This is a genomic window from Leifsonia xyli subsp. cynodontis DSM 46306 (genome assembly GCF_000470775.1).
Taxonomy (GTDB): Bacteria; Actinomycetota; Actinomycetes; order Actinomycetales; family Microbacteriaceae; genus Leifsonia; species Leifsonia cynodontis.
This window is the reverse complement of sequence record NC_022438.1, coordinates 1363919-1389552: the sequence shown is the minus strand read 5'-3', so window position 1 is coordinate 1389552 and position 25634 is coordinate 1363919. Positions and strand designations below refer to the sequence as shown.

Genomic DNA, 25634 nt, shown 5'->3' with positions numbered 1-25634 from the left:
GGAATCACATGTTCGCATCCAAGAAAGCCCGCGCGGCGGTCGGTGTGCTCGCTGCCGGCGCGCTCCTCGCGCTCAGCGCCTGCTCCTCCGGGCGCGGCGGGGCGTTCAGCTCCGACTCCTCCTCCAGCGGCGCCGTCACCATCGGCTCGGCGGCATTCGGCGAGTCCGAGATCCTCATGCAGATCTACGGTCAGGCTCTCGAGGCCAATGGGGTGAAGGTCGCCTACAAGCCGAGCATCGGCCAGCGCGATGTCTATCTGAAGGCGCTCCAGGACGGGTCGATCGACCTTCTCCCGGAGTACAGCGGCAATCTGCTGCAGTTCTACGACAAGAACAGCACGGCGACCTCGAGCGACGATGTCTACGCTGCGCTGAAGGACGCTCTGTCGAAGGGCTTCGAGGCGCTCGATCAGGCGAAGGCGCAGGACGCCGACTCCTACAACGTCACCAAGGAGTTCTCGGACAAGTACGGTGTGATCAGTCTCGACGATCTGAAGAAGGTCACCGAGCCGCTCGCGGTCGGCGCCAACCCGGAGTTCGAGACGCGTCCCTACGGCATCCCGGGTCTCAAATCGGTCTACGGGGTCGCCGCGACCCTTAAGAGATGGTTTCAGTAGTCGTTTTTGGTGAGTTTGCGGGCGCTGGTGATCGCGATTGCTAGAGCGACGAGCGCCGTGATCGTTGAGGCGGTGCGGTCGTAGCGAGTGGCGAGTTTCCGGAAGGCGAGGATCCAGGCCATGGTGCGTTCGACTACCCAACAGTGTTTACCCAGTCACTGTTTGGAGTCGACTCCGATTCGTGCGATGCGTGCCTTGATCCCACGACAACGCAGGTAACAGCGGACGCGGCGGTTGTCGTAAGCCTTATCGGCGTGGAAGATAACCGGGCGGCGTCTGGGCCGACCGCGGCCGACGCCCTTGATCGCGGTGATGTTGTCTAACACAGGTTCCACGAGCATGGAGTCGTGTCGGTTGGCGCCGGAGATCTCCACATGCAGCGGGAGTCCGTTGCGGTCGGTCAGGACATGGTACTTGGTGCCCCGTTTCCCACGATCCGTGGGGTTAGGTCCAGTGAGATCGCCCCCCTTTTCGCCCGGACACTTACGGAGTCCAGGCAGGTTCTTGACCAGTCGATCATGCCAGCCTGGCCGAGTTCGTCGAGCATGATCTTCCGCAGTGCATCCCACGCGCCCGCTTCGGACCATTCACGCAGACGCCGCCAACAAGTGACCCCGGACCCATACCCCAACTCGGGCGGGAGCTTCTCCACGGGATCCCCGTCAGCAGCACGAACACGATCCCAGCGAACACCTTCCGGTCAGGAACCCGAGGCTGCCCAGCCCGCCCATTGACCACAGGCGGCCGAGGCGGAATCAACGGCTCCAGCCGCTCCCACAACATATCCGTAATGAACCGATCCTCAGCAAGCGTCGACACTCGACCAGCATCCCCGCTAACCAGCCACAACAACCACCGCCACGCCGACTACTGAAACCACCTCTAAGCCGATCAGCGACTCCGGCGGCCCGCTCACGGTGGCGGCGCTGAAGAACGGCGATGTCCAGCTGGCCGATATCTACACGACCACCCCGGCCATCAAAGACAACGGCTTCGTCACCTTGAAGGACCCGAAGAGCCTGATCGCCGCGCAGAACATCGTGCCGCTGATCAGCACCAAGAAAGCCTCCGCCACGGTCAAGGAGGTGCTGAACAAGGTCTCGGCCGAACTCACCACCGACGACCTCATCGCGATGAACGGCGAGAACCAGGGCGCGAACAAGACGCAGCCCAGGGCTGTCGCCAAGAAGTGGCTGTCGGAGCACCCGATCAAGTAGCCGATCGCTCCGACTCGGGAGGCGGCGGCTCGGGCGACCGGGTCTCCGCCTCCGGTGAGCCTCGCGCCGGGGAAGCGGCTCTGCGCGTGCGCAGAGGGAGGCCGGCTCAGCTGGCGAGGACGATCTCCGGCGGCACGACGACCAGCAAGACAGTGGCGGCGACCACAAGCAGGCGCACACCGGTTCCGATCGTCCGGCGGCCGGACATCAGGCGCTCTTCCCGGGCGGCGAGAGCAGAACGCCGCTGTTCGGGCGTGCGCGGGTCTTTCGGGGCGCCAAGCACGGTCCCTGCGGTTCCGGTCTCGTCGACGATCCGGATCGCGCCGGCCACAACCTCGTTGCTGGAGTGGCGCCGTGCGGTGTCGTCGGCGAGCATCTCCACCAGCAGGGCCACCGCGTCCTGGGCGCGGGTCGCGATGGGGAACCAGGGGAGGGCGCGCTTCCAGGAGCGGAACGCGTCGAGGAGGAGGTAATGCTTCTGGCGCAGGTGCGCCTCTTCGTGGGCGATCACCGCTTCGAGCTGTTCCGGGCTGAGCAGCGCCACCATGCCCTCCGACAGCACGGTGACGCTGGGCGCACCGGGCAGGCAGTAGGCCGCCGGCGCGGGGTGGTCGATGATGCGCGTGTGCGGCGCGTCCGGCAGCGGGGAGCTCAGCAGGCTCAGGAGCTCTCGGTGCCGGTGCCGCTGATGGCGGCTGCGAACGGCAGTGAGGGCGAGGCTCAGCAGCAGGTGCGCCGTGATCAGCAGGCCCGCGCTCAGCGCGAAAGCGTGCGCGAGGCTCACCCGGGCGGGCAACGGACCCTGGAAGGCGCAGGATGCCGCCCGGGCGATCCTGCTCCACAGGTCGTCGCCGAACGGCTCGAGCCCCGCCACCAGCAGGGAGCCGATCATGGAGATCCCGCCGGCCAGGGCGATCGACTGCCAGAGTGCGAGCGCCAGGACGGGGGCCGCAGCCGGCCATGTCGCTCGCGACAGGAGGACCGGCACCGGCCAGGCGAGCGCCACGGCGAGGAGGCCGAGGACGAGAGCCGGGGTGTCGACGCTCACGGCTTCAGCCGCGCGCGGCCAGCAGACGCCGGAGGACCTGGGCTTCCGACTCGTCCACCGATCCCACGAAGAAGGCGAGCGCCTCGGTGCGGTCCGATGAGGATTCGAGCACCTCGTGCATCAGATCGGCGACGTGGTTGGCCCGGCTCAGGCACGCGCCGTAGAGATGCGGGCGCGCCTGGCGGTCCCGCCTCACGAAGCCCTTCTGCTCCAGACGCGAGAGGACCGTGAGCACGGTCGTGAGCGCCGGGGTCTTCCCCCGCTCCCGGTTCGCCGCCAGCTTTTCGCGCAATTCGTTGGCGGTGACCGGGACGCCACTGCTCCACAGGGCCTCCATGACGGCCCGTTCCAGTTCTCCGAGGTTTGCCACAGACCCAGCGTAACGACGGAGGGTCGACGGTGTTCTACAATCTGTAGAAGGTCGGATTTCTACAGATCATAGAATTTCGTCTGAAAGGAAGCCCCCCTTGAACGAATGGCTCGACCCGCTCTTACTCTCGCGGTGGCAGTTCGGTCTCACCACCATCTACCATTTCCTGTTCGTGCCGCTCACCATCGGCCTCGTGACGGTCGTTGCCGCGTTCCAGACCGCCTGGTATCGCACGGGCAAAGTCCACTACCTGCAGCTGACACACTTCTTCGGGAAGCTCTTCCTCATCAACTTCGCGATGGGCGTGGTGACCGGCATCGTGCAGGAGTTCCAGTTCGGGATGAACTGGTCCGACTACTCGCGCTTCGTCGGCGATATCTTCGGCGCTCCGCTCGCCCTGGAAGGCCTGCTCGCCTTCTTCCTCGAAGCGACCTTCATCGGCCTCTGGATCTTCGGCTGGGACAAACTGCCCAGGGGCCTGCACCTCGCGACGGTCTGGGTGACCGCCGTCGGCACCATCCTCTCCGCCTATTTCATCATCGCGGCCAACGCCTTCATGCAGAATCCGGTCGGCTACCACCTCAACGAGTCCCGCGGCCGGGCGGAGCTGACGGACATCGGCGCGGTGCTGACCAACAAAGTCGCCCTCGCGGCTTTCCCGCACACCATCTTCGGCGCGTTCATGGTCTCGGCCGGTCTGATCATCTCGGTCGCCGCCTGGCACCTCTCCCGCAACCAGTATCTCGAGTCGATGCGGCCGGCGCTCAAAGCCGGTCTGTGGCTGATGGTCGGCGCGGGGATCGGCACCGTGATCTCCGGCGACCAGCTGGGTCTCGCGATGGTGCAGACGCAGCCCATGAAGATGGCGGCGGCGGAGGCGCTCTACAGGACTTCCACCGGAGCGGATGCCTCGTTCTCGATCTTCACGCTCGGGACACCGGACGGAGTGCATGAACTGTTCAGCATCCGCGTGCCGTACCTGCTGTCGTTCCTCTCCACGCACACACTGAACGGAACGGTCGAAGGTATCAACGATCTGCAGGCGCAGTACGCCCAGCTCTACGGATCGGGCGACTACACCCCGATCATCTGGATCACCTACTGGTCGTTCCGCTGGATGATCGGCCTCGGGATGCTGCATGTGCTGGTCGCGGTCGCCGGCCTGTGGCTGACCAGGAAGGGCCGGAAGCCGCAGCGCATGTGGCAGTGGAAGATCGCCATCTGGGCGATGCCGCTCTCCCTCCTGGCGATGGTCGTCGGCTGGGTCTTCACCGAGATGGGCCGGCAGCCGTGGATCGTCTTCAGCCTGATGAAGACGGCGGACGGGGTCTCACCCGGCATGACCGGCCTGGAAGTCCTCCTCTCGCTTCTGGCCTTCACCGCGATCTACGGCGTCCTCGCCGTGGTCGAGTTCACCCTCATCAAACGCGCGGCCCAGAAGGGACCCGCCCCCGCCGAGGACCATCTCGACGACGAGGGCCGGCACGTCCCGGTCGCGACGGTCTACTAGGAGAAGAAGCACAATGGATCTCCCCGTTCTCTGGTTCCTCATCGTCGCGTTCTTCTTCGTCGGCTACTTCGTGCTCGATGGCTTCGACTTCGGCGTCGGGATGGCGCTGCCCTTCCTCGGCCGCGACGAGGTGGACCGCCGCGTCATGATCAACACCATCGGCCCGGTCTGGGACCTGAACGAGACCTGGCTCATCGTCGCCGGCGTGGCTCTGTTCGCCGCTTTCCCCGAGTGGTACGCATCGCTGTTCAGCGGCTTCTACCTGGCGCTGCTGCTCATCCTGCTCGCGCTCATCCTGCGCGGTGTCTCCTTCGAGTACCGGCACCAGCGCCCCGGCAGCCGCTGGAAGAGATGGTTCGACGGGATGATCGTCCTCGGCTCGGCCGTCCCGGCCCTGCTCTGGGGCGTGGCCTTCGCGAACATCGTCCAGGGCGTCGCGCTGGACGCCGGCCACAACTACACGGGCACCCTGTTCGACCTCCTCAACCTCTACGCGCTGCTCGGCGGCCTGACCACCCTGCTGCTCTTCTTCACGCACGGTGTCGTCTTCCTCTCGCTGAAGACCGAGGGCGACATCCGAGAGCGGGCGCGCAGACTGGCCGTGACCGCCGGCGCCCTCACCATCGTGGTCGCGGCGGCCTTCCTGCTCTGGACAGCGATCGCCCACTTCTCGGCGGTGTTCGTGATCGTCGCCGCGCTCGCCGCCGTCGCCCTCATCGTCTCCTGGCTGTTCACGCTCCGCGGGGCCGAAGGCTGGTCATTCACCTTCATGGCGCTGACGATCGCGCTCGCCGTCGCTGCACTGTTCACCGCGCTGTTCCCGAACGTCCTGCCGTCGGCGCCGAACCCGGAGAACAGCCTCACGATCGCCAACGCCTCCAGCACCGACGCGACGCTCACCGTCATGACGTGGGTCGCTGCGTTCTCGCTGCCGCTCGTCCTGCTCTATCAGGGCTGGACCTACTGGATCTTCCGCAAGCGCGTCAGCCGGGCTCACATCCCGGAGGAGTCGCCGGAACCGGTGGCCGTGTAGCGTGCGTCCCCTCGATCCCCGGCTGCTCCGCTACGCCTCCGCGGCGCGCACGGCCCTCGTCGTGGGCGCTCTCCTCGCGCTGGCGCAGACCATTGTCGCCGTGGCGTTCGCCTGGCTGGTCACCCAGCTCGTCGTCCGCGCCATCGCGGGAGCGCCGGCCGCGGAGCTCGGCCCGCTCTTCGCGATGCTCGCGCTGGCGGTGATCGGCCGCGCCGCCCTGCTCTGGCTGTCCGAAGCCGCCTCCTCGCGAGGGGGCGCGACGGTCGTCGGACAGCTGCGAGACAGGCTCATGACCGCCGTCGGGGAGCAGGGACCGGGAGGGCTGGCCGGGCGCAACAGCGCGGATGTCGCCCTCATCGCCGGGCGGGGGATGGAGGCGCTCGACGGCTACGTCGCCAAATACCTCCCGCAGCTCATCCTCACCGTCATCGCGACTCCCGCCTTGGCGCTCGCGATCGGCTGGCAAGATCTCACGAGCGGCATCCTCCTCGTCTGCACGCTCCCGCTCGTCCCCATCTTCATGGCGCTCGTCGGCTGGGCTACGCAGGCCGCCCAGAAGAAGCAGTGGGATGCCCTGGCACGGCTCTCCCGCGGATTCCTCGAGGTCGTCGAAGGGCTCTCGACCCTCAAACTCTTCGGCCGTCAGCACAGGCAGACGGGGCGCATCCTGACGGTCTCGGACGAGTACCGCGAGCGGACCATGCGCGTTCTGCGGATGTCGTTCCTCTCGGGATTCGTCCTCGAACTCGCCGCCAGCCTCTCCGTTGCCCTCATCGCCGTGACGATCGGCCTGCGGCTCCTCGACGGTTCGCTCGACCTCTCGGCGGGGCTTTTCGTGCTGCTTCTCGCCCCGGAGGCGTACCTGCCGCTGCGGAATGTCGGCGCCAGCTACCATGCGGCGACAGAGGGGATCGAAGCGGCCTCCATTGCCTTCGAGATCCTCGACGCGGCGGGGGAGAGCGGCGGCGAAACGCCGTGCGGCTCGCCGGTCGCCGGTATGGAGTTCCGTGAGGTCAGCGTGGCCTACGAGGGCCGGACGGTCGTCGGTCCGTTCTCCGCCCTCGTGCAGCCGGGCGCGCTGGCCGTGTTGAGCGCACCGAGCGGCGCGGGCAAGTCGAGTCTTCTGGCCGCGGCGCTCGGGTTCGTCCCGCACAGCGGCTCGATCGCCGCCGCCGGGCGCGCAGACGCCGCGGGACGCAGGGATGGCATCGCGTGGGCGGGTCAGCATCCGGGGCTCTTCGCCGGCACGATCACGGAGAACATCGCGCTCGGAGCGCCGACGGTGGACCCGGACGCGATCGCCCGCGCGCTCGCCGACGCGGCGGCGGAAGAGCTCGACCCGGAGCTGATCGTCGGGCCCGGCGGAGCCGGGCTCTCCGGCGGGCAAGCCCAGCGCGTGGCCATCGCCCGCGCCCTCTACCGGTTGTACACGCGCTCGCTCCCGGTGCTGCTGCTGGACGAGCCGACCTCCGCGCTCGACGCCGGCACCGAGCAGCGCATCGTGTACACGCTGCGCCGGGTCGCGGCCGACGGCGTGGCCGTGCTCATCGTGAGCCACCGGACGGCTTTGGCGCACGCGGCCGACCTCGTGCTGAGACCGGGGGAGCCCGTCGATGTCTGTCGCTGACCCGGAGCCGCGCACACCCTCCCGAGCGGACATCCGCCGCATTCTGCGCCTCGCGCTGCCTTCGGGCCGCCGGCTCGCGGTGGCGATCGCGTTCGGCGCGCTCAGCGGCGGCAGCGCTGTCGCCCTCCTCGCCGTCTCCGCGTGGCTGATCGCCCGCGCCGCCGAGCAGCCGGCCCTGATGTACCTCTCGGCGGCGGTGGTCGGGGTCCGGGCGTTCGCGCTCGGGCGCGCGTTCTTCCGCTACCTCGAACGGCTGGCCGGCCATGACGCGGCGTTCCGCCGGCTCGGTGGCGTGCGGGCGGACATGTACGCCCGCCTGGTCCCTCTCGCCCCCGATGGTCTGGGGAGAGCGGGTCACGGGCTGGGGAGGGCAGGCGGCGGGGACCTGCTGGCGCGCTTCGCCGACGATGTGGACGATCTGCAAGACTACGCGCTCCGTGTGGTGCAGCCGCTCATCACGGCCGGACTGGTCGCCCTGCTGAGCGTCGCCGTCACCTTCTGGCTGCTCCCCGGGGCCGGGCTCGCGCTGGTGGCGACGCTCGCCGCCGCCTTCCTGGCCGGCGCGCTGGTGAACCGCTGGGCCGCGGGCAGAGCCGAGCGCCGGATCGCCCCGCTCCGTGCGAACCTGGCCGACAGCGTCCTGGATCTCGTCCGCAGCCTCGACACGCTGATCGCCTATGGGGCGCTGCCGGCCGCGCAGGAACGGGTGAGCATCGCGAGCGCGGCGCTGACCCGTGTCGTCCGCCGTCGCGCGACCGGGCTCGGCCTGACGGCGGGCGCGGTGTCGCTGCTGGCGGGTGCGGCGACCGCGCTCGGACTCGCAGCCGGTGTCCCCGCCCTCTCGGCCGGACACATCGACGGGCCGACGCTCGCTGTCCTCGCGCTGCTGCCGCTCGCGGTTTTCGAGGTGTTCGGCGCCCTCCCGCTGGCCCTCGGCGCGTGGCGGCGCGTCCGCACAAGCGCTGAGCGCATCGCGGCGACGGCTCCCGACGCTCTCCCCGCCGGCATCCCCGTCGATGCGGCCGATGCGGTGTCTCTCGTCCGAACGGGCGTCCCGCAGCTGCGTCTCTCCCGGGCGAGCGCTCACTGGCCGGGCGCGTCCGCACCGGTGCTCCGCGGTGTGGAGCTCACCCTCGAACCCGGAGAGCGGGTGCTACTGACCGGGCCGACCGGCGCGGGCAAGACCGCGCTCGCGCACGCGCTCACCCGCCTCATCGACCTCGACGGCGAATACACCATCGACGGCGTGGACGTGTACACGGTACGCCAGGACGACGTTCGCGCGATTGTCGGGCTGTGCGAGCAGCGTCCCCACCTCTTCGACGCCGATCTGCGCCAGAACCTGCTGTTCGCGCGCGAGACCGCGAGCGACGAGGAACTGCTGGAAGTGCTGGAACGGGTTCGCCTCGGCGGATGGGCGCGCGAGCGCGGCGGACTCGACACGCCGATGGGGGAGCGCGGCGCGCTCGTTTCCGGCGGCCAGGCCCAGCGGATCGCGCTGGCCCGGGCGCTGCTGGCGGACTTCCCGGTGCTGATCGTGGACGAGCCGACCGCCAATGTGGATGCCGCCGTCGGCTCGCGGATCGTCCACGACATCCTGAGCACGGCCGCGGAGGACGGCCGGACCGTGTTGCTGATCTCGCACAGCGAGGTGCCCGCTGACCTCGTGACGAGGAGAGTGCGGATGGCCGGCGGGGTGGTGCTCGACCGCTAGGCGGTGAGCCCCTGTCCCTCCACATCCCTCCGCCCGTCCACCCCCTCTGTCCCGTCGAAAAGGGAGGAGAACCGGCCGTCCACACCTCGTTTCCTCCTCCGTTTCCTGCGTTTACCCCGCTTTCGGCCCCAGTTCTCCTCCCTTTCCGTCGCCCATTGGAAACGGAGGAGAACCGGGGAGGGAAGGGCTGGATGTCAGGAAAGGGAGGAGATTCGGGGGGATGTTGCGGGAAACTCCTCCGTTAGCCTCGGCCGTCGGCCCGTGCATGCCGCGACCGTGTGGCTGTACACCAACAGACGCGCTGGAGAACAGCGGACGTGCCGTCAGCGCGCGCCGCCGATCGGGCGCGCGAGCGCCGCGAACCGGGCTCGCCAGGCCAGGGCGCGCTCGGCGTCGCGTCCGAGAGCCGGCCCGTCCACCCACGCCGTGACTTCGCGGATGCCGTGCAGAGCGTTCACCGCCCAGAGCGCCGCGCCCTCCAGATCCGCCGGGCGCACGGCCGCTTCGTCGACCGGGACGCGCATCGCCGCCGCGATGCCGCGGACGGTCCGAGCCGCCACGCTGTCCACGCGCGCCAGAGAGAACGGGGGAGTGAACAACGTCCCCTCCCGCCACCACAGCAGCGCCGTCGTCGCCCCGTCGCACACAGCGCCGTCCGTCAGGATGACCGCCTCCTGCGCACCGCGCCGTTGCGCCGCCTGTCGCAGCGCGCCGAGCCGTTCGATGTCGGGCCCTTTGACATCCGGTTCGGTGCGGGGGTCCCCGGCCGCCGTCGCGACCACCAGCTCGGCGCCGAGCGGCGGCGACGGCCGCAACCGGAACCGGAGCCGCAGCACCTCGCCCACCCGGGCCAGCTCGAAGCGCGGGAACCAGTAGCCTGCCGCGGGCAGTATCCCGACCGCGGCGTCCCAGAAGGCGTTCAGTCCCGCGCCGTCGCGGAAGCCCTGCCGTGCAGCGGAGCCGGCGAACCGGTCGCGGTGCAGGCCGAGCGCGAGAGCCCGTCCTTCCGCCACGAGGAAGGAGTCGGCGACTAGGAGCGCCCTCCCGCCGGTGTCGCCGTGGTCACGCGCCACCAGCGCGCCAGCGGACCAATCGAACAGGGTGTCGGTCGCAGCCATTCGCCTAGGCTAGTCCCGTGCTCCTCCCACCCCGTATGCACCATCTCAACGCCCCTGTCGACCCGGCCGACGCCTTCGCAGCGCTTTACCCTTCAGGCGATGCTGTCTGGCTTGATTCGGGTCCGGACGCCGCAGCGGGCGTGAGCGTCATCGGCACAGGGACGCGCGTCGCGACGGCATCCGTGGCGGACGGGACGGTGACCGTCGACGGGCAGACCCGCGCCGGCAGCATCGTCGAGGTGCTCCGGGCGAGCGCTCGCGCGGACACCGCAGGCTACCCGATCGGCTGGATCGGCTGGCTCGGCTACGAGGCGGGCGCGGCGGAACTCGGGCTCCCGCACGCGCCGGGCGGGGGACAGGACGCGGCGTTCGTCTGGGCGGACCGGCTGATCGTGTTCGATCACGAGACCGGGCGGGTGACGCTGGTGGACGCTCGCGACAGCGGGGCGAGCCCGGGGCCAGCGGGCGGCGGATCATCGGCGGAGGGAGCATCGGGCTCCACACAGGCCTCCCCCGCTCCTCCCTGGCTCCGCGCGACCGCGGCCGCCCTGACCGCTCCGGCCACCGCTGGCTCGGCCGCGCGGCACCTCGCGGCCCACCCGCTGCGCGACCCGCCCGTCGAAGCCGGCTGGCGGCATGGACCGGCGGCCTACCGCGCCCTCCTCGACGCCTGCCAGTCCGCCATCCACGCCGGGGACGCCTACCAGCTCTGCTTGACGAACACCGCGACAGCCCGGACGTCCGCCGACCCGCTCGCCGTCCACCTGCGTCTGCGCCGGGAAAGCCCCACGCCCCACGCGGGTTTCCTTCGTATCGGCGGAGAGAGCCTCGTCAGCTCGTCGCCCGAGCAGTTTCTCAGGGTCGAGCCTGATGGACGGGTGCGAACCAAGCCGATCAAGGGCACCCGGCCGCGTGGAACGACGCCCGCCGAGGACCGTCGCCTGCGAGCCGAACTCGAAGCCAGCGAGAAGGAGCGTGCCGAGAACATCATGATCGTGGACCTCATGCGGAACGATCTCGCCCGGGTGTGCGAGACCGGTTCGGTGGAGGTGCGGCACCTTCTCTCCGTCGAGTCGTACGCCCAGGTCCACCAGCTCGTCAGCACGGTCGAGGGACGCCTCCGCGACGGCCAGGGCGCGCTGGACGCTGTGGCCGCCTGTTTCCCTGCCGGCTCGATGACCGGTGCGCCGAAACTGAGCGCCATGCGCATCCTGAACCGCCTCGAGCGGGGTCCGCGCGGTGTGTACGCGGGGTGCTTCGGCGCCCTCGCGGCCGACGGTTCGGCCGAGCTCGCGATGGTGATCCGCAGCATCCGGTTCCGCGGCTCCGTCGCCACCATCGGCTCCGGCGGCGGGATCACCGCGCTTTCCGTGCCCGACGAAGAGCTCGCGGAGGTCGGCGTGAAAGCAGCAGCGCTCTTGCGTGCGGCCGGCCTGGACGGCACCGGGAAAGGACAGGAGCTGCCGAACCTTTAGTACGCTGGAAGCTCGGGCCCGAAACACCCGACGTCTTCACGCCGCGCGCATCCGGCATCCGGGCGCGTCGCCATCGAGAGAGAGTTCAGTGGCACACCAGCACGACACAGGAACGTCCGCGGCCGGCGAGACCGCCGTACACTACGACTTCGCGCAGATCCAGGCCAAGTGGCTGCCGGTCTGGGAGGAGCTCAAGCCGTTCGCGACCGACGATCCCGAGGACAACCGTCCCCGCAAGTACGTGCTCGACATGTTCCCGTACCCCTCCGGCGACCTGCACATGGGCCACGCCGAGGCGTACGCGCTGGGCGATGTGATCGCGCGCTACTGGCGGCACCAGGGCTTCAGCGTTCTGCACCCGATCGGCTGGGACGCCTTCGGGCTGCCCGCGGAGAACGCCGCGATCAAACGCGGCCTGGACCCGCGCGGCTGGACCTACGACAACATCGCGCAGCAGAAGGCGTCGATGCGCCGTTACGCGCCGAGCTTCGACTGGGATCGCGTCCTGCAGACCTGCGACCCGTCTTACTACAAGTGGAACCAGTGGCTGTTCCTGAAGCTGTACGAGAAGGGCCTGGCCTACCGGAAAGCGTCGCAGGTCAACTGGTGCCCCTTCGACCAGACCGTGCTGGCCAATGAGCAGGTCGTGAACGGCCGCTGCGAGCGCTGCGACAACCTGGTCACCAAGAAGAAGCTGACCCAGTGGTACTTCCGCATCACCGACTACGCGGACCGCCTGCTGGACGACCTGAACCAGCTGGAGGGCGCCTGGCCGGCCAAGGTGATCTCGATGCAGCGCAACTGGATCGGCCGCTCGAGTGGTGCGGACGTCCAGTTCGCCATCGAGGGTCGTCAGGAGCCGGTCACTGTCTACACGACCCGGCCGGACACGCTGTACGGTGTCACTTTCATGGTGGTCGCCCCAGACTCCGACCTCGCGGCGGAGCTGGCCGAGGACGCCCGTCCCGAGGTGAAGCAGCGCTTCGAGGAGTATCTGGCGGCGGTGCGCGGCACCACCGAGATGGACCGCCTGAGCACCGAGCGCGAGAAGACCGGCGTCTTCCTGGAGCGGCATGCCGTCAATCCGCTGACGGGAGAGAGCATCCCGATCTGGGCCGCCGACTATGTGCTGAGCGACTACGGCCACGGCGCGATCATGGCCGTGCCCGCTCACGATCAGCGCGATCTGGACTTCGCCCGCGCTTTCGACCTGCCGGTGCGCGTTGTCGTGGACACGACCCAGCCGGTGACCGGCGCCGTACCGGTCATCACGACCGACCCGGAGACGGGCGAGCCCCTCCTGCCCGAGGGCGCACCGCTGGAGAGCCCGGTCGAGACCGGCCAAGCGCTGACCGGCGAGGGCCGCCTCATCAACTCGGGACCGTTCGACGGCCTGAGCAAATCCAACGCCATCCGTCGCGTCACCGAGGCATTGCAGGGCTCGGGGCTGGGCGCCCCGGCGAAGAACTTCCGCCTGCGCGACTGGCTCATCTCGCGCCAGCGGTACTGGGGCACCCCGATCCCGATCGTCCACTGCGAGGCGTGCGGCGAAGTCCCCGTTCCCGAGTCGGAGCTGCCGGTGCTGCTGCCACCGGCCGAGGGACTGGACCTGCAGCCGAAGGGGAGGAGCCCGCTGGGCGCAGCCTCCGACTGGGTCAACGTCTCCTGCCCCTCCTGCGGCGGACCCGCCCAGCGGGACACGGACACGATGGACACCTTCGTGGACAGCTCGTGGTACTTTCTGCGCTTCCTGAACCCGAACGACGACACCCAGGCCTTCGACCCGCGCGAAGCGGAGAAGTGGGCGCCCGTCGATCAGTACGTGGGCGGTGTGACGCACGCCATCCTGCATCTGCTGTACTCGCGGTTCATCACAAAGGTGCTGTTTGATCAGGGCTTCGTCAGCTTCACCGAGCCCTTCACCGCGCTGCTGAACCAGGGCATGGTGTTGATGGACGGTTCCGCCATGAGCAAGTCCCGCGGCAATCTGGTCAGACTGTCCGATCAGCTGGACGAGCGCGGCGTCGACGCTGTGCGCCTGACCATGTCGTTCGCAGGTCCCCCGGAGGACGACATCGACTGGGCCGACGTCTCCCCGTCAGGCAGCGCCAAGTTCCTGGCCCGCGCGTGGCGGGTCGCCCACGATGTGGCCAGCGCCCCCGATGCGGTCTGGAAGAGCGGCGACCCCGCCCTGCGCCGGGTGACCCATCGTTTCCTCGCCGACGCCCCCGGGCTGGTGGAGGCGTTCAAGTTCAATGTCGTCGTCGCCCGGCTGATGGAGCTGGTGAACGCCACCCGCAAGACGATCGACAGGGGGGCTGGACCGGCTGACCCCGCTGTGCGGGAGGCGGCGGAGGTCACAGCGATGGCGTTGAACCTGTTCGCTCCGTACACGGCTGAGGACATGTGGGCGCGGCTGGGCTACGAGCCCTCCGTCGCACTCGTCCCGTGGCGCAAGCCCGACCCGACACTGCTGATCGAGGATGCGGTGACGGCGATCGTCCAGGTGGACGGCAAGGTCCGTGACCGCGTCGAGGTCTCGCCGAAGATCTCCGTCGAGGAGCTGGAGGCGCTCGCCCGCTCCTCCGAGGCCGTCCTCCGCAGTGTCGGCGACCGCGAGATCGTCACCGTGATCGTGCGCGCGCCGAAACTGGTCAACATCGCCACCCGCCCTCGCGGCTGAGAACGGCACGGTGGCGCTCCTCAGCCGGACGCTGGGAGCGGCGCCGACGGGCTCGACGCATGGTGGCGGTGCTGCCGCGACGGTTCTCCACAGCGCAGCCGTCGCCATGACTTCTCCACCGATTCCGCTCCGGCGGATCGGAGAGGAGGCGGTGTCCTTAGCGTGAGGGGATGCGACACCGAGCGGAACTCCACGACAGCGGCACGAGACCCCGTCTGCGGATGGGCCTGGGCGCGGCCGTCGTGCTCCTCCGACGCCGGCGGCGACGGCGAGCGGATCGCCTCCGGCGGCCCCGGGAGGGGAAGGGACGCTCTACGTACACGTCTCCGGTGCTGTCGTCTCGCCCGGGCTGGTGACGCTTCCGCCCGGGGCTCGGGTGGTGGATGCCGTCGGCGCCGCCGGCGGCCTCGCTGAGGGCGCCGACCCGTCCGACGTCAACCTGGCGCGTGTCGTGAAGGATGGCGAGCAACTCCATGTGCCGGCTGTCGGCGAGACGCCACCAGTCCCGGCAGAAGCCGCAGGGGGCGGAACGGACGGCGCACCCATCGACCTCAACACGGCGAGCGCTGAGCAACTCGAGACACTGCCGAGGATCGGGCCCGGCGCTGGCGCGGCGCATCCTCGACTGGCGCACCGCGAACGGCCGCTTCTCGGCGGTCACCGATCTGATGGAGGTGACCGGGATCGGACAGAAGGTCTTCGACGGTCTCCGAGACCGGGTGCGCGGGTGGGTTCTAACAGTGGTCGCAACACTTGAAGAGGGTGTTCGGGGTCTTCCAGCCGAGGATTTTGCGGGGTCGGTTGTTGAGTTCGGCGGCGACGAGGGCGAGCTCTTTCGGGGTGTGTGTTCTGAGGTCGGTGCGTTTGGGGAAGTAGTCCCGCAAGAGCCGATTCGTGTTCTCGTTGCTGCCGCGCTGCCAGGGCGAGTGCGGGTCGCAGGAGTAGATTCTCGTTCCTGTTGCGCGGCTGATCTCTTCATGTCTCGCCATTTCCCAGCCCTGGTCCCAGGTGATTGAGCGGCGTAGTTCGGGCGGGAGCGCCGCGAGAGCAGGGACGAGCTGATCGCGGAGGCTCTCGGATCTGTTGACAGCGTCAACAGGCAACAGGAGAGTGAACCGGGTCGTTCGCTCGACGAGTGTGGCAATCGCCGAACGGTTGCCGAGCCCCATGATGAGGTCGCCTTCCCAGGCTCCGGGGACGCTGCGGTCCGTGGGCGCGAACGGACGGTCATGGATCGTGAGCGCAGCGTTGAATCGGATCCTGCGCCGGGCGATCACGCGGGGTGCTTTGCGTCTGTCGCGTTTGGTGCGCAGCATTCGGCAGAGTTCGCGCGGGAGTGCGCCGCCGCGGTAGTCGTAGAGGTCGCGGTAAATCGTCTCATGCACCACGCGCATGCTCGGATCGTCAGGATGCTGCTGACGCAGGTGCTGACAGATCTGAACGGGACTCCAATACTTCTTCAACAGCCCACGGATCTCCTGCTGCAATCGGGGGTTGGAGGCGATCTTCCCCGGCCGGTCACGGGCACGGCGACTCCTCGCGAGCCGGTGCGCATGGAACGGTCGATACTTCCCCAGTGATCCCGCGATTGCGGCGCACTTCCCGGCTGATTGTCGACGGTGCTCGTCCCAGGTCGGCTGCGATACTGCGGATGCTCGCGCCCGTCCTGAGTTGGTCGGCGATCCTCACCCGCTCGTCCTCCGATAAGAACCGGGCCGAGACCGTCGTCACCACCGGAACCTCATCGATCGGCGGATAGTAACGCACTTTGCCCGTGACCAGGTCGCGATGTTTCCACCCGTTCCGCCAGTTGTTGCCCAGCTTGCGGCGAATCCCGAGCATCCGGCAGATCTCGGAGGTGTTCATTCCCTGCCGCCACAACTCGATATATCATGCACGCTCGGCCGACATCGGTGCCGGCCCGGTCATCTTCTGCGACGTCCTTACAAGTGTCATAACAACTCCCGAAACTAGCCGGTGTTGCGACCACTGTTAGAACCCACCCGGGGCTGATGCCCGACCTCCGTCTCGCCGTCCCCGCCGCGATGCTCTGGGCTGCCTGCGCCCTCGGTGTCGGGGTGCCGCAGGCGGCGCCGTTCGCCGCTGTGCTGGCCGCTCTCGGAGCAGTCCTCGTTCTCCTGACCGCTCTCCTGCTCGATCGGTCTCCTCTCTGTGGGGTCTCCGCGATCGTCGCGGTCGGGTTGGCGACGGCGGCGGCAGGCCTGGCTGTCATCGCCGCCATCGCTCCCTTGCGGGTCGACGCTGCGCTCTCCGCCGCTGCGGCGGCGGGGGAGCGGGTACAGGTGGCGATGCGCATCGAGAGTACACCGCGTCGCGTCGCCGCCGGTTTCGATGGCGAGACGCGGTGGAGCATCCGCGGAACGACGCTGGCGATGCCCAGTGCGGCACAGGAGCCGGCCGCCAACGGGAACGGCGCGCGGAGAGCGCGTGCCGGTGTTCCGATCCGGCTCGTGGCCCCGGTCCCTGCGGACCGGGTGACCCGGCTCACGCTCGGCGCGACAGCGTCGGCCGAGGTCTCGCTTCGCGTGGAGGAACCGGGCAGGGCGACCGCCTACTCGGCGTTCGCGGACGTCGAACCCTCCGTCGGCGAGGGGCCGCCGCCGTGGCTCGCTTGGACAGGACCGCTCCGCACTGGGCTGGCCGGGGCGTCCTCCGGAACGCCGGGAGACGGTGGCGACCTTCTGCCCGGTCTCGCGATCGGGGACGAGACGGCCGTCGACTCCTCTCTGGACGCGGCGATGAAGGCGAGCTCCCTGAGCCACCTCACCGCGGTCTCGGGGGCGAACTGCGCCATCGTGACCGGGCTGGCGTTCCTGGCTTGCGCCCGGATCGGTCTCGGACGACGTCTGCGCATCGTCGTCGCGGCCGGAGCGCTCGGCCTCTTCGTGCTGCTCGTCGGACCAGGGGCGAGCGTTCTGCGGGCCGCGGCGATGGCACTCGTGATCCTGATCGCTCTCGCGCGCGGGCGCCCGGCAGCGGGTCTTCCCACTCTGTCGCTGGCGGCGATCGTCCTGCTGTTGCATGATCCCTGGCTCGCGCGCGACTATGGCTTCGCGCTCTCGGTGCTGGCTACGACCGGGCTGCTGCTGTTCTCGCGCCCGCTCGGTGAGGCGCTGGCCCACCTGCTGCCGCGCCGCCTCGCTTTCACGCTCGCTGTGCCGGTGGCGGCACAGGCGGCTTGCCAGCCGGTCCTGCTGCTGCTCGCCCCCGGATTGCCGCTCTACGGAGTGGTGGCGAACCTGCTGGCGGCGCCGGCCGCGCCGATCGCCACCGTCCTCGGCTGTCTGGCCTGTGCGCTGCTCCCGTTCGTCCCCTTCGCAGGCCAGGCGATCGTCTGGCTCGCCTGGCTGCCCTCGGCCTGGATCGCCGCTGTCGCCCGATTCGCGAGCAGTCTGCCCGGCGCGGCACTCCCGTGGCCTGCGGGAGCGGTCGGCGTCGTGCTCTGTGTGCTCCTGACGATCGCGGTGGGGCTGGTGCTCGTCCGCAGGCATCTGCCGCGTGTGCTCGCCACGCTCGCCGTCATCGCCCTGGTCGCTGCGGCCGGGGGCTACACGGGCGGCATCGGGGGCATCGCGCTCGCCCGGGTGCTCGGGCTCCCTCCTGGGTGGCAGATCGCTGCGTGCGATGTCGGGCAAGGGGATGCCCTGGTGATCCGCGACGGCGGTTCGGTCGCGATGGTCGACGTCGGTCGCTCCGCTGAGCCGGCCGCCTCCTGCCTCGACCGGCTCGGCATCGGCAGGATCGCGCTGCTCGTGCTGACCCACTACGACGCCGACTACGTCGGTGGTCTCGACGGAGTCGTCGGCCGGGTCGACCGCGCGCTTGTGGGGCCGCCGACGCGTCCGGCCGACGAGGCCGTGCTCCGCACGCTCGCTGCGGCGGGCGTCGCGATCGAGCGGGGCAGGACCGGACTCTTCGGCCGCCTCGGAGGCTTGAGTTGGCGACTGCTCTGGCCACCGGGTGAGGAGACATCGGGCGTGACGTTCTCCGGCAACGCCGGAAGCCTCGTCTTCGAAACGGAGAGGAACGGCCTACGAACGCTCGTCCTCGGCGATCTGGGAGAGGAGGCGCAGAATCGGCTCGTCGGCACGGGGACGGTGCGACCAGTGGACGTCGTCAAGGTCGCTCACCACGGTTCGGCCGATCAGAGCCGTCGGCTCTACGAACTCCTCGCCGCCCGGCTCGGTCTGATCTCCGTCGGCGCGGACAACGGCTACGGCCATCCCACCCGGCACGCCCTCGATCTGCTCACCGTGGCGGGCACGGCTGTGGCGCGCACCGACCGGTCGGGGATGCTGCTGGTCTCGCCGGGAGCCGACGGGCCCCTTCTCTGGGTCGAGCGGCCGGCGGAGGCCGATGCCAGGGGTCGCCCCTATCCTAGATACGGACAAGGAGGAATGTGGCCACCCGAGCATCGAGCAGAGCCGGCGCGAGCAGATCGCGTGCCGCGGCGATCGCGATCCCGCAGCTGTCCTGGAGCCAGATCCGGCCGGCTCCCGTCGTGCTCGTATCCGGCACGGAGAGTTTTCTCGCCGACCGGGCGGTGCGTCAGCTCCGCGAGGCCCTCCGTGCGGCCGATCCCAGCCTGGAGATCAGCGACGTTTCGGCCGCCGACTACGCCGCGGGGGAGCTGCTCACACTCGCGAGCCCCTCCCTCTTCGGCGAACCGAGGCTGATCCGGGTCGAGGCGGTCGAGAAGTGCAGCGATGCCTTTCTCTCCGAGGCGCTGTCCTACCTGGAGGAGCCCGCCGAGGGGACGGTCGTCGTGCTCCGGCACGCCGGCGGTACACGAGGCAAGAAGCTGCTGGACGCGATCCGGACCGGGAACGGGAACGGGATCGAAGTGGTGTGCGCCGAGCTGAAGAAGGGTGCGGAGAAGTACGAGTTCGCCCAGGCGGAGTTCGCGCGGGCGGGTCGCCCTATCTCGCCGGGCGCGCTCAGGGCTGTCACCTCGGCGTTCGCCGATGATCTGGCCGAGCTCGCCGCCGCCTGTCAGCAATTGCTGTCCGACTCCGCCGAGCAGATCGTCGAGGCGACCGTCGACAAGTACTACGGCGGGCGCATGGAGACCAACGCCTTCCAGGTCGCCGACGCCGCTCTTGCCGGGCGCTACGGAGAGGCATTGGTGACGATGCGGCACGCGCTCTCCTCCGGTGCCGACCCGGTGCCGATGGTGGCTGCTTTCGCGAGCAAGATCCGCACGATGGCCAAGGTCGCCGGCGCACGAGGCGGCTCCGGGCAGCTGGCCCAGCAGTTCGGGCTGGCACCGTGGCAGGTCGACCGGGCCAGACGCGATCTGCAGGGCTGGAGCGAGGAGGGCCTCGGCCGGTGCATCGAGGTGCTCGCCGAGACCGATGCCAACGTCAAGGGAGGCGGACGCGATCCGGTCTTCGCCCTGGAGACGATGATCAGAGTCGTGAGCTCCCGGGGCCGTTTCTGACGGCGCCCGAGCAGGCTTCCACCGGCGAAGCCGACTGCCTCGGGATGCAGCGAACCCCCGGTCCCGGATCGGGAGCGGGGGTTCGTCGCGGCGCGGGACAGGTCCCGCGGCGGTCGTCGCGTCAGAGAGCGGCGACCTGCTTGGCGATCGCAGATTTGCGGTTCGCCGCCTGGTTCTTGTGGATGACGCCCTTGCTGGCCGCTTTGTCGATCTTCTTCGAGGCCAGACGCAACGCAGAGGTCGCCTTCTCTTTGTCACCGGCAGCCACGGCCTCGCGGGTGGCGCGGACGGCCGTTTTGAGTTCGCTCTTGACCGCCTTGTTGCGCTCCTGCGCCTTCTTGTTGGTGCGGTTGCGCTTGATCTGCGACTTGATGTTTGCCACGGATGATTACTTTCGTTCGTGAGTGATTTCGGATGTGCCGTTCGGCGAGAGAGGGCGCCTCGCGGCGTTCGTGCGGACAGACCCACACGCAAGCCAACACATCACTTTAGCAGCGGCCAATGCGCGGACCAAATGTGCCTGATCAACCGCGGCCGGCGGCTGGCGCGTACGAACCGGAAGCGAGTTCGTCGACCAGCGACGGTCCGTTCGGCTCCCAGCCCAGGGCGATCCTGGCCTTCGTGCCGCGAGCGCTCTGCGAGAGCAGCAGCGCCTCGGCGAGTGCAGGGCCGAGGCGCTCGGCTGTCTCCGCCGCGCTCTCCTCCTCCACGCGACCGGCGAGTCCCGCCGCGTCTGCCGCCGCGATCCCCAGCTCGCGGACCGTCGGGTTGGCGCCGCTGGCCCCGATGTAGGTCTCGCCGGCTTCGCCGTTCTCGAGAACGAGCGCATAGAGCGCCGCGAGGTCGTCCACCTGCACGGTCGCCCAGCGCTGGGAGCCGTCGCCGATGAGACGGAGCGCGGGCGCAGTGGCGGACCCACGGGGGGCGTCGGCGAGCAGCCGGGCAAGTCCACCGCCGCGACCGTAGACGATCGAAGGCACGACGACGATGCCACGCACGTCGTCCGCGCCGAGGACGAGCGCTTCCATCGCCCCTCGCCAGGCGGTCAGCGCGGGCGGCGCGGCCGGGGACTCTTCGGCGATGTCCGTGGCGTCGCCGTAGGTCCAGATCCCGCCGGTGTGAACGAAGGGCTTCCCGCTGCCGGCGAGTCCGGCGAGCGCCGCCGGCACCAGGACCGGGTCGACCTCCTTAGCGGAGGCGAGGTGGACGACGCCGTCGCTGGCGCGAGCGGCGTCCTCGACGAGCGCGGCGTCGGCCGCGTCCCCGACGATGGCGTCCGCGCCCGCCGCGCGCACCGCAGCGGCCTTCGCCTCGTCGCGCACCAGGGCGGTCACCGAGTGGCCTTCCGCGAGAAGGCGGGGGAGGACGGAGAAGCCGATGTAGCCGGTCGCGCCGGTGAGGAGAATCTTCATGCCACCGGTCAACGCTGCCGACGGCGCCGGGCATTCCCGGCCCGTTTTTCACCTCACGGTCCAAAGGGGAGCAGCGGGACCGGGCGATCGGGAACCTCGCCACGCTGGCGGCGGCTGGCGTCCGCGGGGCGATCGCGGCCATCGTCCGGTCGTCCCATCGACTTCCCGGCGCATCGGGCCTCGTTCGCGGTGCAGGAGGGGCTCCCGCGTCGGACCGCCCTCGAAGCGCTCACCGTGAACCCCGCCTCCTTCCTCGGACTGGACGACCGCGTCGGCGCGCCCCCCGGTCTGGACGGCGACATCGTGGTCTGGTCCGGCGACCCCTCGACGTCCCTGCCCGCGCAGAGTTTCGTGGTCGTCGACGGGAGGGAGGTCCACCGCTGGCGGGACGGCCTCGGAGCGTGACCGAGCGCGCCGAGCGCTTCGTCTGATCGTTCCGGTCGCGAGACGCGCGCGGCGGGTTCATGGGAGAATGGCGGCACGATGTCACCACGAGCCTTGAACGCCCTCGAGCCCGCCGCGACCGACCCGGCGCTCATCCGCAACTTCTGCATCATCGCCCACATCGACCACGGCAAATCGACGCTGGCCGACCGCATGCTCCAGATCACCGGCGTCGTCACCGAGCGGGGCATGCGCGCCCAGTACCTGGATCGCATGGACATCGAGCGCGAGCGCGGCATCACCATCAAAAGCCAGGCGGTCCGGATGCCGTGGGGCCTCGACGGCGACTCCTACGCCCTCAATATGATCGACACCCCGGGCCATGTCGACTTCACCTATGAGGTGTCCCGTTCGCTGGCGGCCTGCGAGGGCGCGATCCTGCTCGTGGACGCGGCCCAGGGCATCGAAGCGCAGACCCTCGCGAACCTGTATCTGGCGCTGGAGAACGACCTCACCGTCATCCCGGTGCTCAACAAGATCGATCTTCCCGCCGCCGATCCGGACAAGTACGCGGCCGAACTCGCCAGCCTCATCGGCGGCAAACCCGACGACGTGCTCCGCGTCTCCGGCAAGACCGGCGCCGGCGTGGACGAGTTGCTCGACCGGGTGGTCCAGGAGATCCCGGCGCCGGTCGGCGCCGCCGACGCCCCGGCGCGCGCCATGATCTTCGACTCCGTGTACGACAGCTACCGCGGCGTGGTGACCTACGTCAGGATGGTGGACGGCCGTCTGGGTCCGCGCGAGCGAATCCAGATGATGTCCACCCGCGCCACCCACGAGATCCTGGAGATCGGCGTCTCCTCGCCCGAGCCGACCGCGTCCAAGGGCCTCGCCGTCGGCGAGGTGGGCTATCTGATCACCGGTGTGAAGGACGTCCGTCAGTCGAAGGTCGGCGACACAGTGACCTCCGCCTCGAAGCCTGCCGCGGACCCGCTTCCCGGCTACACCGAGCCGAAGCCGATGGTTTTCTCGGGCCTGTACCCGATCGACGGCAGCGACTATCCGGAGCTGCGCGAGGCCCTCGACAAGCTGAAGCTCTCGGACGCCGCCCTCGTCTACGAACCGGAGACCTCGGTCGCGCTCGGGTTCGGTTTCCGCTGCGGCTTCCTCGGGCTCCTGCACCTCGAGATCATCACCGAGCGGCTCTCCCGCGAGTTCGGCCTCGACCTGATCACCACCGCGCCGAGCGTCATCTACGAGGTGACCACCGAAGACAGGAAGGTCATCACGGTCACCAACCCGAGCGAGTACCCGACCGGCAAGATCGAGCGGGTGGAAGAGCCGATCGTCAAGGCCGCCATCCTGGCGCCGAAAGACTACGTCGGCGTCATCATGGAACTCTGCCAGAGTCGCCGCGGCACCCTCCTCGGCATGGAGTACCTCGGCGAGGACCGTGTCGAGATCCGCTATACCATGCCCCTCGGCGAAATCGTCTTCGACTTCTTCGACAACCTCAAGAGCCGCACCGCCGGGTACGCCTCGCTCGACTACGAGCCCGCCGGCGAGCACGAGGCGGACCTCGTGAAGGTCGACATCCTCCTCCAGGGCGAGCAAGTGGATGCCTTCAGCGCGATCGTCCACCGCGAGAAGGCCTACGCCTACGGGACGATGATGGCCGGCCGCCTGCGCGAGCTGATCCCGCGGCAGCAGTTCGAGGTCCCGATCCAGGCGGCTATCGGCGCCCGGATCATCGCTCGCGAGAACATCCGCGCCATCCGGAAGGACGTCCTCGCCAAGTGCTACGGCGGCGACATCACCCGCAAGCGCAAGCTGCTCGAGAAGCAGAAAGAGGGCAAGAAACGGATGAAGATGGTCGGCCGCGTCGAGGTGCCGCAGGAAGCGTTCATCGCGGCGTTGTCGGGGGAAGTGGGGAAGAAGGACAAGAAGTGAGCCGAGGCCGGGCGCCTCGTGGAGCGCTGTGCCGGCAACAGCGCTCGCCCACACCGTGGCCGTGCCGCCGCTTCCCGCAGATTCGCGCTCCGCGCCCGATTGACGCAGGATAGACACGATGCAGCGTTCCCCTCTCTCCGATCAGCCCGTCACGTACGGTGCGGTCGGCGCGACTCAGGCCTCGGATCTGATGTCCTACCCGCCGCGGGGCTACAAACCGCTGGAGCGGCAAGTCCGGCTTGGCAGCGGTGAAGAGCGGTTCGAGTCCGCTGCGCAGGCGCTCATGACCTGGGGAGTGCAACGGGGCAGCGGCATCCAGATCACCGAGGTCGACGAAGGCACCGGCATCCAGTACGAGGGCATCGAATACAACCCCGACGGCTCGCCGCGCGGGATGCGGGAGCGCCGGGCCGGCGAGGATCTCTTCGCCGACGACGGCTCGCCCTTCATCCGCAACGGTATGTCGGCGGTGCTGCGGGTCCCGTTGGGACCGTTCCGCTTCTCCGCTCCCGTGCGGGTGGTCTCCGTGGTGGACGAGCCCAATCGGCGCGGTTTCGCGTACGGGACGCTCAAGGGGCATCCGGAAAGCGGAGAAGAGCTCTTCCTGGTGGAGTTCCGTGAGGATGGAACGGTCTGGTTCGTGCTGCGCGCGCTCTCACGGCCCTCGAACGCGCTCTTCTGGATCGCGTCGCCGGTGCTCGGGGTGATGCAGCGGCGGTTCACCGCCCGCTATCTGCGGTCGCTGCTCCCTGCCTGGGCCGGCTGATGCCGGGTGTGCTTCCGCTCGGGGAGACGGCGCCGGCGGACGGGGCGCTCCCCAGCGGCGTCGGGGCCGGTTCGGCAGACCGGGACTTCGGCGTCTACCTGCATGTGCCGTTCTGCCGCGTGCGCTGCGGCTACTGCGACTTCAACACGTACACCGCGACCGAACTGCGCGGTGTCGCCCAGACCGACTACGCGGATCACGCCGCGACGGAGGTGCGGTTCGCCGCTCGGGCGCTCGAGCGCAGCGGCCTTCCGGCCCGGCCTGTCTCGACCGTCTTCTTCGGCGGCGGCACCCCCACACTGCTCCCGCCGGAGGCTCTCGGCAGGATGCTCGGCGCCGTGCGCGAGCAGTGGGGCTTCGCACCGCACGCGGAAGTCACGACCGAGGCGAACCCGGACTCGGTGGACGCGGCCGGTCTGTTCCGGCTCGCCGCCGCCGGGTTCACCCGGGTCTCCTTCGGGATGCAGTCCGCCGTCCCGCGCGTCCTCGCGACCCTGGAGCGCACCCACGACCCCGAGCGCATCCCCCTCGTGGTCCAGTGGGCGCGGGACGCCGGCCTGCAGGTCAGTCTGGATCTCATCTACGGCACACCGGGGGAGACGCTCGGCGATTGGGAGCGCTCGCTCGACACCGCGCTCTCTTGTGTGCCCGACCACCTCTCCGCATACTCGCTGATCGTCGAACCGGGCACCAAGCTCGCCCGGCAGATCGCATCGGGGCAGATCCCGGAGCCGGACGACGATCTCCAGGCCGATATGTACGAACGCGCCGACACCCGGCTGACCGGCGCGGGCTACGACTGGTACGAGGTCAGCAACTGGGCGAAGGACGACGACCACCGTTCCCGCCACAACCTCGCCTACTGGCTCGGCCACGACTGGTGGGGCATCGGTCCCGGCGCTCACAGCCATATCGGCGGCGACGGCGGCGGAGTACGCTGGTGGAACGTGAAGCACCCCGCCGCCTATGCGCAGCGGGTTCTCGCGGGGGAGTCGCCCGCGGCGGGACGGGAGACTCTGAGCGCCGAGACTCAGCGTGTCGAACGCGTGCTGCTCCGCACGCGCATTCGGGAGGGCATCTCGATCCCCGAGCTGGAGCCGGCCGGCCGCCGCGCCGTGGCCGGACTCATCGCGGATGGTCTGGTGGACGCGAAAGCCGCCCTCGCCGGGACAGCGGCGCTGTCTCTGCGGGGGCGGCTGCTGGCGGACGCCGTGGTACGGCGGCTGCTCGCCGAGGAGTGAAGCGGGCG

18 protein-coding genes and 5 pseudogenes are annotated in these 25634 nt (G+C 69.4%); 16 read left to right on the top strand and 7 right to left on the bottom strand.

Annotated elements, in window-relative coordinates:
• Window positions 1–8 precede the first annotated feature (8 nt).
• A complete protein-coding gene (locus O159_RS06555; protein ID WP_021754965.1) occupies window positions 9–617 on the top strand; it encodes an ABC transporter substrate-binding protein in 609 nt (202 codons plus the stop codon).
• On the opposite strand, the pseudogene O159_RS13970 reads toward O159_RS06555, so the two are convergent.
• Window positions 611–1469 (bottom strand): annotated as a pseudogene (locus O159_RS13970) (IS5 family transposase). The gene O159_RS06555 and the pseudogene O159_RS13970 sit on opposite strands and share 7 nt — an antisense overlap.
• A 65-nt stretch (window positions 1470–1534) precedes the next feature.
• On the opposite strand from O159_RS13970, the gene O159_RS06545 reads away from it, so the two are divergent.
• The gene (locus O159_RS06545) at window positions 1535–1834 is read left to right on the top strand and encodes a glycine betaine ABC transporter substrate-binding protein (RefSeq protein WP_021754964.1); all 300 of its coding nucleotides are present in this window, start codon (window positions 1535–1537) and stop codon (window positions 1832–1834) included.
• Between the two features lie 106 nt (window positions 1835–1940).
• On the opposite strand, the gene O159_RS06540 is transcribed toward O159_RS06545, so the two are convergent.
• Window positions 1941–2882 carry a M56 family metallopeptidase gene (locus O159_RS06540; RefSeq protein ID WP_021754963.1) on the bottom strand — a complete coding sequence of 314 codons (942 nt, stop codon included), beginning with the start codon at window positions 2880–2882 and terminating at the stop codon, window positions 1941–1943.
• 4 nt (window positions 2883–2886) lie between these two features.
• The gene (locus tag O159_RS06535; RefSeq protein ID WP_043993595.1) at window positions 2887–3252 is read right to left on the bottom strand and encodes a BlaI/MecI/CopY family transcriptional regulator; all 366 of its coding nucleotides are present in this window, start codon (window positions 3250–3252) and stop codon (window positions 2887–2889) included.
• 97 nt (window positions 3253–3349) lie between these two features.
• Between O159_RS06535 and O159_RS06530 the strand changes: the two genes are divergently transcribed.
• Genes O159_RS06530 through cydC form a run of 4 tightly spaced genes read left to right on the top strand, consistent with a single transcriptional unit; the run spans window position 3350 to window position 9136 of the window.
• Complete coding sequence (locus tag O159_RS06530; RefSeq protein ID WP_021754961.1) at window positions 3350–4762, top strand: cytochrome ubiquinol oxidase subunit I; 1413 nt, start codon at window positions 3350–3352, stop codon at window positions 4760–4762.
• Window positions 4763–4775: 13 nt separating this feature from the next.
• Window positions 4776–5795: a cytochrome d ubiquinol oxidase subunit II gene (gene cydB, locus O159_RS06525; RefSeq protein ID WP_021754960.1), complete on the top strand. Its 1020-nt coding sequence runs from the start codon at window positions 4776–4778 to the stop codon at window positions 5793–5795.
• A gap of 1 nt (window position 5796) precedes the next feature.
• Window positions 5797–7422, top strand: coding sequence for a thiol reductant ABC exporter subunit CydD (cydD, locus tag O159_RS06520; protein WP_021754959.1), 1626 nt, complete (start codon window positions 5797–5799; stop codon window positions 7420–7422).
• Window positions 7409–9136: a thiol reductant ABC exporter subunit CydC gene (gene cydC / locus O159_RS06515; RefSeq protein WP_021754958.1), complete on the top strand. Its 1728-nt coding sequence runs from the start codon at window positions 7409–7411 to the stop codon at window positions 9134–9136. The genes cydD and cydC overlap by 14 nt, the downstream gene beginning before the upstream one ends.
• 323 nt (window positions 9137–9459) lie before the next feature.
• Here the strand turns inward: cydC and O159_RS06510 are convergent, their stop codons facing one another.
• Complete coding sequence (locus tag O159_RS06510; protein WP_021754957.1) at window positions 9460–10254, bottom strand: aminotransferase class IV; 795 nt, start codon at window positions 10252–10254, stop codon at window positions 9460–9462.
• Window positions 10255–10271: 17 nt separating this feature from the next.
• Between O159_RS06510 and O159_RS06505 the strand changes: the two genes are divergently transcribed.
• The 4 genes and pseudogenes from O159_RS06505 to O159_RS15690 all read left to right on the top strand — a co-directional run.
• Window positions 10272–11729: an anthranilate synthase component I family protein gene (locus O159_RS06505; protein ID WP_043993592.1), complete on the top strand. Its 1458-nt coding sequence runs from the start codon at window positions 10272–10274 to the stop codon at window positions 11727–11729.
• Window positions 11730–11817: 88 nt separating this feature from the next.
• Window positions 11818–14412: a leucine--tRNA ligase gene (leuS, locus tag O159_RS06500; RefSeq protein WP_021754955.1), complete on the top strand. Its 2595-nt coding sequence runs from the start codon at window positions 11818–11820 to the stop codon at window positions 14410–14412.
• A gap of 352 nt (window positions 14413–14764) precedes the next feature.
• A pseudogene (locus O159_RS15695) lies at window positions 14765–14827 on the top strand (hypothetical protein); the annotation flags it as partial.
• A gap of 43 nt (window positions 14828–14870) precedes the next feature.
• Window positions 14871–15077 (top strand): annotated as a pseudogene (locus O159_RS15690) (hypothetical protein); the annotation flags it as partial.
• 69 nt (window positions 15078–15146) lie between these two features.
• On the opposite strand, the pseudogene O159_RS13245 reads toward O159_RS15690, so the two are convergent.
• Window positions 15147–16278 (bottom strand): annotated as a pseudogene (locus O159_RS13245) (IS30 family transposase).
• Between the two features lie 146 nt (window positions 16279–16424).
• Between O159_RS13245 and O159_RS15685 the strand changes: the two are divergent.
• Together O159_RS15685 and holA are read left to right on the top strand one after the other, a co-directional pair.
• Window positions 16425–18233: pseudogene (locus tag O159_RS15685) on the top strand (ComEC/Rec2 family competence protein); the annotation flags it as partial.
• A 599-nt stretch (window positions 18234–18832) separates the two neighbouring features.
• Window positions 18833–19873 carry a DNA polymerase III subunit delta gene (gene holA / locus O159_RS06480; RefSeq protein ID WP_043993587.1) on the top strand — a complete coding sequence of 347 codons (1041 nt, stop codon included), beginning with the start codon at window positions 18833–18835 and terminating at the stop codon, window positions 19871–19873.
• 121 nt (window positions 19874–19994) lie between these two features.
• Here holA and rpsT read toward each other — a convergent pair whose 3' ends face one another.
• Window positions 19995–20255, bottom strand: a complete 261-nt coding sequence (gene rpsT, locus O159_RS06475; protein WP_021754952.1) for a 30S ribosomal protein S20 — start codon at window positions 20253–20255, stop codon at window positions 19995–19997.
• 142 nt (window positions 20256–20397) lie between these two features.
• Window positions 20398–21285, bottom strand: coding sequence for an NAD-dependent epimerase/dehydratase family protein (locus O159_RS06470; protein ID WP_021754951.1), 888 nt, complete (start codon window positions 21283–21285; stop codon window positions 20398–20400).
• Between the two features lie 189 nt (window positions 21286–21474).
• Here O159_RS06470 and O159_RS16520 point away from each other — a divergent pair, with 189 nt between their 5' ends.
• The 4 genes from O159_RS16520 to hemW all read left to right on the top strand — a co-directional run bounded on the left by O159_RS16520 (window position 21475) and on the right by hemW (window position 25626).
• Window positions 21475–21690, top strand: coding sequence for an amidohydrolase family protein (locus O159_RS16520; RefSeq protein ID WP_021754950.1), 216 nt, complete (start codon window positions 21475–21477; stop codon window positions 21688–21690).
• Between the two features lie 78 nt (window positions 21691–21768).
• Window positions 21769–23619, top strand: a complete 1851-nt coding sequence (gene lepA, locus O159_RS06460) for a translation elongation factor 4 (protein ID WP_043993585.1) — start codon at window positions 21769–21771, stop codon at window positions 23617–23619.
• Between the two features lie 118 nt (window positions 23620–23737).
• Window positions 23738–24385 carry a DUF1990 family protein gene (locus tag O159_RS06455; protein WP_021754947.1) on the top strand — a complete coding sequence of 216 codons (648 nt, stop codon included), beginning with the start codon at window positions 23738–23740 and terminating at the stop codon, window positions 24383–24385.
• Window positions 24385–25626, top strand: coding sequence for a radical SAM family heme chaperone HemW (hemW, locus tag O159_RS06450; RefSeq protein ID WP_021754946.1), 1242 nt, complete (start codon window positions 24385–24387; stop codon window positions 25624–25626). Before O159_RS06455 ends, hemW begins: the two co-directional genes overlap by 1 nt.
• Window positions 25627–25634: the final 8 nt, after the last annotated feature.